The following is a 9,601-nucleotide window of genomic DNA, read 5'->3' as shown; positions in this document are numbered from 1 at the left end:
CTCTGTGAGAGAAAAACCTCCCCAGCGAGTTGTTTGTGTGTTATCTCATAGAGTGGGTGCGTTCTATTTCTCACAGAAAGACACAGAAGAACAGAACACACAGGGTTTCAGAAAGATGATGGCCCCTCCCCCTTCCCCTCCCCCGAAGGGAAGGGGCGTTATCACCGAGATACCCCTATAAGAAGGATGTAGGCTACTTGTTGTCCCTTATTCGTGCCAACATTAGCAGTAACGCTCTGTGACCTCTGTATGCCGGAGGCGTTCTGGAGCCTCACCCCCAGCCCCTCTCCGAATGGAGAGGGGAGTGATCACCGAGGCTACCCCTACTACGCTGCTTGCGTCGTGATGGGGATGTGCCATTGGCTTGTCCCCTCTATAGGTATTCTTTAACACCCAACGTTCAACACCTAACAACCAACAAGGCTAATCATCAACACCTAACACTCATCACCGAACACCCTTCTTTAGCAGTAACGCTCTGTGAACTCTGTATGCCGAAGGCCTTCTGTGAGCTCGAAATGTGCGCCAAAAGGCTCAGTGAACTCTGTGCGCTCTGTGAGAGAAAAATTTCCCCACGACTCTCAAGTGTTTTCTTTTTTCTCACAGAAGAACACAGAAGAACAGAACGCACAAACTTTCACAGAGACATTAAGTCAACCGATATCACAGAACGTTACAGCTAATCTTAGTTGGAAGGCCTCTGTGATATCTGTATGCCGGAGGCGTTCTGTGGGATCGAAACGTTGGTAGAAAAGCTCTGTTAAGTCTGTGAGTTCTGTGAGAAAAAATACTCTACGAAATGTGCAAGCAGGCCAATAGGGGTAACCTTACATACTACTCCCCTCTCCATTCGGAGAAGGGTTTGGGGGTGAGGTCGCTGTGTGCTTTGTCAGAGAAAAATCTCTCCACGATTTCTCCCCACATCCTTCTCGATTGCAGAAGGGCCTTAACAACATTTCAGAACATGCCTTTCTTGCACGCAGAACATGCTCTTCTTGGACTAAGAAAGGCATGTTCTTGGAGGATGTTTATAACATCCTGATTTCTTGAAGGTTATAAGCATGGTTTAAGCCGATGCCGAACGCTTGTTCTGACAGCATAAAGTAGCGTATTAAGTAAACCGCAGTAGGAGACAATCACACAACCATCCTCACTCGGAAACAACGGAAATATCAAACGAAATAATCTGCAGTGGGAGCCTTTCAAACGACTATCCTCACTCGGAAACAACGGAAATATCAAACCAAATAATCCGCAGTAGGAGACAATCACACGACCATCTTCACTCGGAAATAACGGAAATATCATACGAAATAATGCGCAATAAGAGGGGAGCACATGACCATCTTCACTCGGAACCAACGGAAATATCAAACCAAATAATGCGCAATAAGAGGGGAGCACATGACCATCTTCACTCGAGTCCAAAGATAAAGCCATACGAGGTAATACGCAGCAGGAGGTAAGCACATGTGATGAGTGCTTACCTCCTACCGAATTGTAATTATCCAAAAAGATATTATTTACATTATTGTTTATTTCAAAAGAGAATCGAGGGCAGCTGGGAAATTCTTTGCTTTAGCCTTCAAGTTCAGCAACAGAGCTTTCTCTGTTTCATCTACCTGACCGTCAGCACCGATCTTTTCAGACAGTATCTTCACTTCTTCCTCGTCGATTTCACCATCTGCAAGGATATTGTCAGATATTGCTTCAACAAAGAACTCCTTCCATTCAGGAGCATTGTTCTCACCAGAAACAGCGTCGTTGAGCTCGAAGAGGAAGGCAACCTCTTCTGCATCAATTACTCCGTCAGCATAAAGCACTTTGCGTAGTTGCTCTACTTCCTCCTTGTCTATTTTGCCATCAGCAAGTAGACTCTTCTTTAATTCATCTAATTTTTCCATAAATCTGAAATGTTATTATAATTAATTCTACTTATCTCTGTAAGCTAAGGTGATATGATCACCAACGCAAGATGCGTTTAGATAAATAATTCTCTATAAATGCCAAGGGCAATAAACGCGATGGCCAAGATACGACACAGCATGATTAATGCCTTTCGGTCATGTTTCTTTTTGATACGTCCATTGATGAAAATGGGGAGTACAAGCCATAAAATGACTGCGAGAATTATGTATATCAGCATGATAATTCGTTTTGTATGAAGGTGTACTCATCTATTGATTTGAGTACACCCTCATGTATAAAGTGAGTGAAGGTATTAGCGAATTAGTCCCTGTCGGTACATTTCATTGACACGCTTCTGGACTTCCTCATAGCGAGAACCCAGTTTATGCCTACGCGTCACACCATTACCGTATGTTCCTCTGATAACATCCTTTGCTGTTTCTTGGACAGAGTTAGCCGGTTCAGCTGCCGTTGGCTCGGTAGTACTTGACGTCCCGAGATTATCCGTAGACGCTGTCTGCTGGTCTGTCGTTGTGTTAGCAGTAGTGTTATTAGCTGAGGTATTGCTTGAAGGAATAGTGGTTTTGCTAACCGAGCTGCCTTCGGCTGCCGTTTCGTTAGCAGTCTCTGTGGCAACGTTGTTGCCGTCAGCTTCAGGCTTCACCTTAGTTGTAGAGTCAGCTTGGGCAGTCTGTGTAGAGTCTTTCTGGGTATCCGTACTGTCGGTCTTAGCCACAGTAGTAGTGTGCTGAGCGTCATTCCCTTGACTGTTGTTGTACAGGTGATAGCCACCAAGAAGAAGTGATGCAAGAACAAATGCAGCCAACCATTCCTTCCATTTTCCACCCCCCTTACTGCCCTTAGCATTGGTTGTAGGCTCTGTAGGAGGAGGTGGGGTAGGTGTTGGTTCCTGTTGGGACGCAGACAACTGCACCTCAGGCGTCACCTCTGTTGCGGGTTTCTCCTCTGGTTGAGACGTCTTTGTCCTCAGTGTAACCTTCCTTTTAATTTCAACCATATTATTCGTTGCATATAATTGCGAAGCCTGGTATCTCATCGAAAGCAGTACCAAGATCCATTACGCGGCTCTCATTCTTGAGCGCATAGCTGCCACCGTTGTTTTTGATAGAGCATACGCAATAAACGTGACCAGTCTCCTTTGCGTCGGCCAATACCTCGAGGTAATCACCAGAGTCGCTCTGAAGTTCAACACGACCGCCCTCGTCAGCGTAAGTAATATCGAGCTGCTCGATTGCTGCATTGTAGTTGATGATGCAAACGTAAGCGGTATCGATTTCGTCAAGATTGGCAACGTTGATCTGTTCAGTCTCCTCACCGCCCTCTGAAGGTTCCTTGTTATCGCCTAAGTGAAGCATGAATGGGAACTTATCCAATGCGCCGAGGTCGCTCTTTCTACCACGATACTCATTAGAGAAGACGCCACCTACTTCGCCATCCTTCTTCTTAAAGAAGATGCAAAGGTCTAAGTCTGTTGGTGAGTTCCATAACAACTTAACTTTAAGCTTACCTGAGAATGTGAATGCGCACTCCTCCTGCTTTTTGCGAAGAGTAATCTTTTTCTTTAATGTTACTTCTGCCATAATTACTAATTGATTAAATGTTTATTGTATGTGAATGCTAAAAATCAAAATCTTTGTCGGTGTCTCTTGCTGTCTTCCCTCTGTTTGTCTTGCCCTTGACAGGAGGTTTTTTCATGTCAAAGAAATCATCCTCATCGGTCGATTTCTTTGTTGATGAACCAGTAGCTGTCGTACGCTGAGGGTCGGGAATGGCGGTGAAGTGGGTGCTGCCGCTTGTTGTCGTCGATGCCTTACCACCTGTTTCAAAGAAGTCATCACCCTGTGTTTCCTCCTTTGTTACCGTAGAGGAGAATTCAGCATACGCCTGTTCAGCATTGGAGACGGTGTTAGAATAGCCACTTGATGTGGTCGTTGTCTTACCGCTTGTCCCAAAGAAATCATCTTCTTGATGCTGAGAATTGCGGTTGCTAACAGTCCGAACAGGCTGTGTCCTGCTTTCGCTTAAGGTTTGACTCTGAAAGGCAGTCTCGGCATCGAATATCTGTTTGAATAGCAGTTTCAGGTCGTTACGATGCTCAGGATATTCCCTTTGCAATTCTGTCAATAGGTCTTTTGCCTCGTCCCAATTCTTGTCAACGATGAAATCCTTGACCTCATGGACAGCATCTTTGTATCGTTTCTCAGCCTGTAAGGTAGCGAGTTTCTCTTCAGCACGGGCAACATTCTTACGGAGGTTCTCGTCCTCACGCATCCTGAGTGCCTCATGACCATAGGTAACTACTTTATCCCAATCCTCGTCGAAGAGGGCCGAGTCAATCTGACGTTTAAGCTTTTGCCATCTCTCCTCCTCTTTATCAAAGTCGAGCTTTGCCGCTTTCAGTCGTTCAACCCTTTCTGTCCACTTACGTTGGTAGACGGTGTCTGTGTCAATCAGCTCGTTACACAAGGATATAGCAGTGTCGAAGTCCTTGGCCTCCTCAGCCATCTGGTATTGCTTAATGAGGTCTGTAACACGTTGCTCATGCGCCTCCTGCTCTTGTTCTATCTTCTGTATTCGCTCCTGTGCGTCCTTGTTCTCGTTGTCAATAGCCTGTACCTTCTTGAGTTCATCGAGTGCCTCTTTGTAGTATTGTTGCGCCAGGAACATATCAGCACGAGTAAGATATTTATCAATCAAGGTTAGCGAGTCAATCTTTTCTCTTGCTGCTTGGTGGATACGTTCAGCCTCTTTAGAGTTCGGCATCAGGTTCAGTGCGGCATCACTTTGCGATAGTGCTTCTTGCCATTGCATAGCCTCAAAGCTCTTTTGTGCTCGCTGAATGATACTTTTATATTGCTCCTCTTTCACCTTCTTCTCCGACATGAGTCGTGTAGCCTCAGCCTTCTTCTGCTTTGCCTCTTGGTCGTCAGGATTATGTTGAAGTGCGATGTCGGCCCAATCTAACATCTGGGCATAGTCTTGCTTCTTCTCATAATCATAGATATTGGCCATCGCCTCTTTATACTTATTCTCTGACTCGTGCGCAGCTCTATCCTTTTCTTCCTGTTCAGCCCTCTGTCGTTCGGCCTCAACTCTTCTTGCCTCTTCCTCTTGTGCAAGTCTTCGGCGTTCTAATTCAGTCTCACCATTGGCGATGGCTACACGAGTTGCCTCTGAAAACTGGTCGCAATCTATTGCAGAATAGACTGCAACAATATGTGGGAGTTCGGAGTCCTTAAAGAAAATATAGTTCTTGTCAGGTAGGGCGTAACGCTCTTTGATAGCTCTGATAAACTGTTCGTTTGTAAAAGTGTTTCCTAAGAAAACAACTCCTTTGAGCTTTCCTGCAGGTATGTTGATTTTGTTGATGAAATTAGTTATCTCTCTGATGATATCATCGACAATGCTACGTGTATGCTTGTCGATATCATCTTTTAAGACAACAGCGTCGTATGTGTTAGGGAGTTGAGAGAATTTAATGTTGTTAATGTGGACAGGACGGTATGGACCTGCATTCTCTAACTTGTCTATCCACTGGTCGACATACTGATTGAGACAGAGATATTCACGTTCAAGGTCTTCTTCTGTGTCGAGGAAATGTTGGCGTTGATTGATACTCTTGATAACACTCTCCAACAAAGCCCTGCCTCTGAGGTCGGTTCCCATACCAATAAGACTATCCTCAGCCTTCCTTAACAGGATTCCTTCTGTGCGCTCATACACAGAATAGGTGAGATTTTCGTTGCAGGCATTGAGCAGTACATAGAACCCATCTTCCGCATATTGTCCCTTCTTGAAAGCAAGTTCTAAGGCAAGTTGTCCGATACGGGCAACCGACTCTTTTACGGTGAACATGTTTCCTTCCAGTACGTCTTTTAGGAAGACAAGACGGGCAGCATCAGAGATGTCCTTAGAGAAAGAGATATAAGTCTCTACCTCTCCTCCATTGTCATCGACAGCGTCTCTTAACTCGTCAAGAATACCTGAGGCCTTAAATATCTTGTACATCTCCTGCTTTCGACTGTATCGTATGAACGAGGCGGTCGTATCAGGAATTAGATCAAAGACATTACCATAATATTGAAGTTCATTATTATGGTAATGTTGCTTATTATCTTTACCATAGACAATAGTGTCGTTGACTCTATCTTCATAGAAGTAAAGCCAGAAACGGTCCTCCCCGTTAGGAGGAGTTATGGGACGTGGCACACCATCGATGCAAACTGCACCGATGATGTACCATTTATCTATGTATAAAGTAAGAACCTTCATTAATGTTTATTGATTGAATGCTTTCTTTATTAATGTGTCTAAGAAGCAAGCACCTTCTGCTATGATGATTGGCTGATGATAGGTGAAATCGTCGCCTTGAGTCCTACGTGCCTTGCGGTACTCATCATCATTATTGCAGATATAGCTTGTGATTCTGTTCGGGAGGTCTGCGAGTTCCTCTCGCAAATTGTCTGCTTGTGGATAGAGACGAGTCTTTTGACTGACAAAGTCGATGAATATCTCCATAAATTTCTCAAAGTTTGTTACTCCTGAGAAGTCGAATTTATTCATCTCATTTGCAAAGTACTCACCCGTAAGCTCATCTTCTGTCTGGAGCTCTTTAGGCGTACCATCATCCATGATGTACTTGACGCCAGTCTCACCACAGATGTCTGAATCAACCTCTTGTTGCTTCTTTATGAGCTCCTTAGCGTCAACAAGTCCCATTGCCACCTCGGCCTTGTTGTTTATCTCAATCTCATCTCGGTATTTCACCTCCAAGTTCTTTTCTGTAACAAGGTTTACACCAGCATTGAGACAGTTCTCATAATACTCGTTTGTCACCCTTTGTGTTGCCGAACTTCTGAGCCAATGGAAGAGTCTACCACCCTTACCAAAGGAGAGAACATCAACCCTTCTGATATGGTCCATCTTCTCTGTTTTGATAGTCTTACCTATCAGCATGCCAGAATAGAAGAGCAGCAGACCAGTCACGTAGGCTGGGATTGTGAATACAAACCTCGCATTATTGTTGATAGAAGAGTAGAACTCCTCGTAGTCGCTTTCGCTCTTTAATTGGTCGAAGATACTGTTCAGATAGTAAGGTGCCTTTGATGGCTGTGTCAGAACTTCCTTGATGTTAGCAACAAAGACCTTTGTCTTCCTTCCTTCATGGAAACTAACTAACGCCTGACGGAATGACTCTGACTTGATGACTGCATTGAAGAAGACTCCAGCAGCTATGCGGACAGAACTCTCCCGATAGAGTGACGACTTGTTGCCATTATTCTGGTCTTTGGCAAGGAGTAGGATATCACTCGTACTTCCACCGACATCAATACCGAGGAACATGTTGTCCTTGTTCAGTCCGAAGTCACGTGAAAGGGCAAAGCTACAGACAGCCTCGGCCTCAGTAGTTAGTTCTCTACCTAATTGTGGTTGACGTCCTCCTGTAATAGGGGTCATTCGGCATAGCTCTTCAAAGATTTTCTCAAGCTCGGCACTGTCGGCCTCCATCATCGAACCAGGGTAACTCCATCGCAGCTCTTCTGGCCGTATTCGCTCCTCTTTATAAAGGTATGCGCAGGTTTGCAGCCATATAGACTTCAGGAAAGCACGCTTCTTTTGTAAGCCCTTGTCATTGTCCAGCCACTTCATATTATAGTGTAACGTACCAGCTTGAGTCTTGATTTCATACTGGTTCATCTCCTTCACAAAGATATTCGGTCTGTTTACAGGGACACCACCAGCGATTTCCTCTGATTCATTATAGCAGTTATACCTTGTGTCATGTTCGTGGAGCCAAGACTTAACCTGTCCGTTCTCGGATACATAGTTGGTAAAAAACAGTAGCTCATTATTCTCTGCAATAGAGCGGGTATCGCTGTTCTCTTTGCCTACAAGCACTGTTCTATAATTCTTAAACTCAACAGGGTTAGCCCCTCTGTCGCCTGCATTATAATATACACAGGTGTTGTTACTTCCAAAGTCAATACCTACCACGGCAGTACCGTTTAGGTCTATTGTACTCTTGTCGACTATCACGTCTTGACGGAAGATGAGGTAACCTGCGTGAACATCACGGCCTGTGTCTTTGACAAAAGCAGATAGTCCGGCTAAAGGTTTGTCAGCACAGATGATGTTATACTTAGGTAGTTCTTCACCTTGTCCGGCTGGATAAGTAATCAGCTTCTTGACCTTTATCTGTATATCTTCATCTGCTGAAGGTTCGTAATCGGCTGTCCAAAACTTTTTGTCAATGGTCCTTACAAACTCACCCTGCCACTTGAAGATAGGCTGGAACTGCTCTTGAGCATCGGCGGTAAACTCTGAATAGAGGTAATACTTGTCCCATCTCTCTGAAACAAAGTCTGGCCACATAATCACCTTACCCAGATCTGTAATCCAATCAATCTCATACTCACGGGTATTCAACGTCACTTTCTGACCGTCAATCTCTACAATCAGCGTTACTGCTAACTGTCCTGCGTCTGTGATAACACCTGTAAGTGAGGTGTTACCGCTCTCGTTGTACCCTAACAGACCACGTAGATTATTCTTGAAGATATCTATACCTCTTTCTGAAAGAGGGAGTGTGAAATAGCTCATACTGCCGTCTTTTAGTTCCTTGACCCTTAGGTAGAACACCGGAGCATCAGACAGTTTCGGACGTGTGTCAGCATCCTCAGCCCAGCCAATGACGAACTTGTCATCGCTAAGAAGGTCCTGAATATCGCCAATGAGCTTGTAGTCTCCATTATTAGTATAGGTGAAGGTGTAGTCTGGTTTAAGGTAGACTGGCACATCACTCTTAAGGAGAAGTGAGAAAGGACACTCCAGATTGCCATACTTAGCGATAGGTCCTTTATCGCGAAGGTTACCTCCACCACAATATAACAACTCCTGTTCCCATTTACGACTCATCTGTTTAAAGCCGTCGATGGATATAGGTTGTTTACCACCTCTTTGAGAATTAATCTTCTTCTCGAACTCCTCAAGGTTGCTATTCATATTCTTTATGAACAAGTAGACCTTTTGTAACTGGTCTGGGGAGAGGTATCTCGTTGGGTCTTCAAACTTTCCATCACGATACCACTCTATGTCACTGGCATCATCACCGAGGTTGGCATAGTTGACACCAGTGAAGACACCTGTCATTGGGGAGGTGCCACCGACCAAGTGGTCACGGTAGTAGATGAGGTGAATAAACGGTTGTTCGTCAGGGTTCTTAGCAAGTTTATCTTGATTGCCCCACACGTCCTTATCTTCAAAAAGCATACGACCGAATGCGGCAGCGATATCATATTCATCTCCCTTAACGTCCATCTTGATAGGATTAGAGAACCGAATACGATCAGGGAACAGTGCGATGGTTGCTAACAGACCCTTCCATTCACCATAGAGCATGTCATAGAACTGCTGTAAACCAGACGCTTTAATATTTGGGTCGGGGCTTGCAATTGTCTGCAAGGCAAACTTGAAGAGTTTTGCACGTGCCCATGGTGTAGGAACACCAGAGATGAGTGCAGCAAGTTTCTCCGCTGTCAACCCTTCTAATATCTTTCCTGTTTCAATACCTTGGATGTAGGACGAAGCCATGTTAAGCTCGTTCCACTGACCTTGAGTTCCTGTTGTCAGGTTGGTATAACTCTTTATCAATAATGCTTTTGACATAACTTCC

At 44.6% G+C, this 9,601-nt stretch carries 5 protein-coding genes; all 5 read right to left on the bottom strand.

The features are described 5' to 3' along the window. Positions 1-1,535: 1,535 nt before the first annotated feature. A complete protein-coding gene (locus HMPREF0666_RS00165) occupies positions 1,536-1,904 on the bottom strand; it encodes a TerB family tellurite resistance protein (RefSeq protein WP_009010227.1) in 369 nt (122 codons plus the stop codon). 317 nt (positions 1,905-2,221) lie between these two features. Continuing rightward, complete coding sequence (locus tag HMPREF0666_RS00160; protein ID WP_009010225.1) at positions 2,222-2,926, bottom strand: hypothetical protein; 705 nt, start codon at positions 2,924-2,926, stop codon at positions 2,222-2,224. A gap of 1 nt (position 2,927) precedes the next feature. After that, a complete protein-coding gene (locus tag HMPREF0666_RS00155; protein WP_009010224.1) occupies positions 2,928-3,509 on the bottom strand; it encodes a hypothetical protein in 582 nt (193 codons plus the stop codon). Positions 3,510-3,546: 37 nt separating this feature from the next. Then, positions 3,547-6,201: a hypothetical protein gene (locus tag HMPREF0666_RS00150; RefSeq protein ID WP_009010223.1), complete on the bottom strand. Its 2,655-nt coding sequence runs from the start codon at positions 6,199-6,201 to the stop codon at positions 3,547-3,549. A gap of 6 nt (positions 6,202-6,207) precedes the next feature. Continuing rightward, complete coding sequence (locus HMPREF0666_RS00145) at positions 6,208-9,594, bottom strand: hypothetical protein (protein ID WP_009010222.1); 3,387 nt, start codon at positions 9,592-9,594, stop codon at positions 6,208-6,210. Positions 9,595-9,601: the final 7 nt, after the last annotated feature.

The organism is Prevotella sp. C561, assembly GCF_000224595.1.
In the GTDB taxonomy this organism is placed as follows: domain Bacteria; phylum Bacteroidota; class Bacteroidia; order Bacteroidales; family Bacteroidaceae; genus Prevotella; species Prevotella jejuni.
Note: the sequence above shows the minus strand (reverse complement) of the source record. Positions and strands in the feature narration are given on the sequence as shown.

What these genes read in the sequence shown, in the direction of transcription:
- HMPREF0666_RS00155 (WP_009010224.1), bottom strand. Translation starts at nt 3,509, where the DNA reads ATGGCAGAAGTAACATTAAAGAAAAAGATTACTCTTCGCAAAAAGCAG.
- HMPREF0666_RS00165 (WP_009010227.1), bottom strand. Translation starts at nt 1,904, where the DNA reads ATGGAAAAATTAGATGAATTAAAGAAGAGTCTACTTGCTGATGGCAAA.
- HMPREF0666_RS00160 (WP_009010225.1), bottom strand. Translation starts at nt 2,926, where the DNA reads ATGGTTGAAATTAAAAGGAAGGTTACACTGAGGACAAAGACGTCTCAA.
- HMPREF0666_RS00145 (WP_009010222.1), bottom strand. Translation starts at nt 9,594, where the DNA reads ATGTCAAAAGCATTATTGATAAAGAGTTATACCAACCTGACAACAGGA.
- HMPREF0666_RS00150 (WP_009010223.1), bottom strand. Translation starts at nt 6,201, where the DNA reads ATGAAGGTTCTTACTTTATACATAGATAAATGGTACATCATCGGTGCA.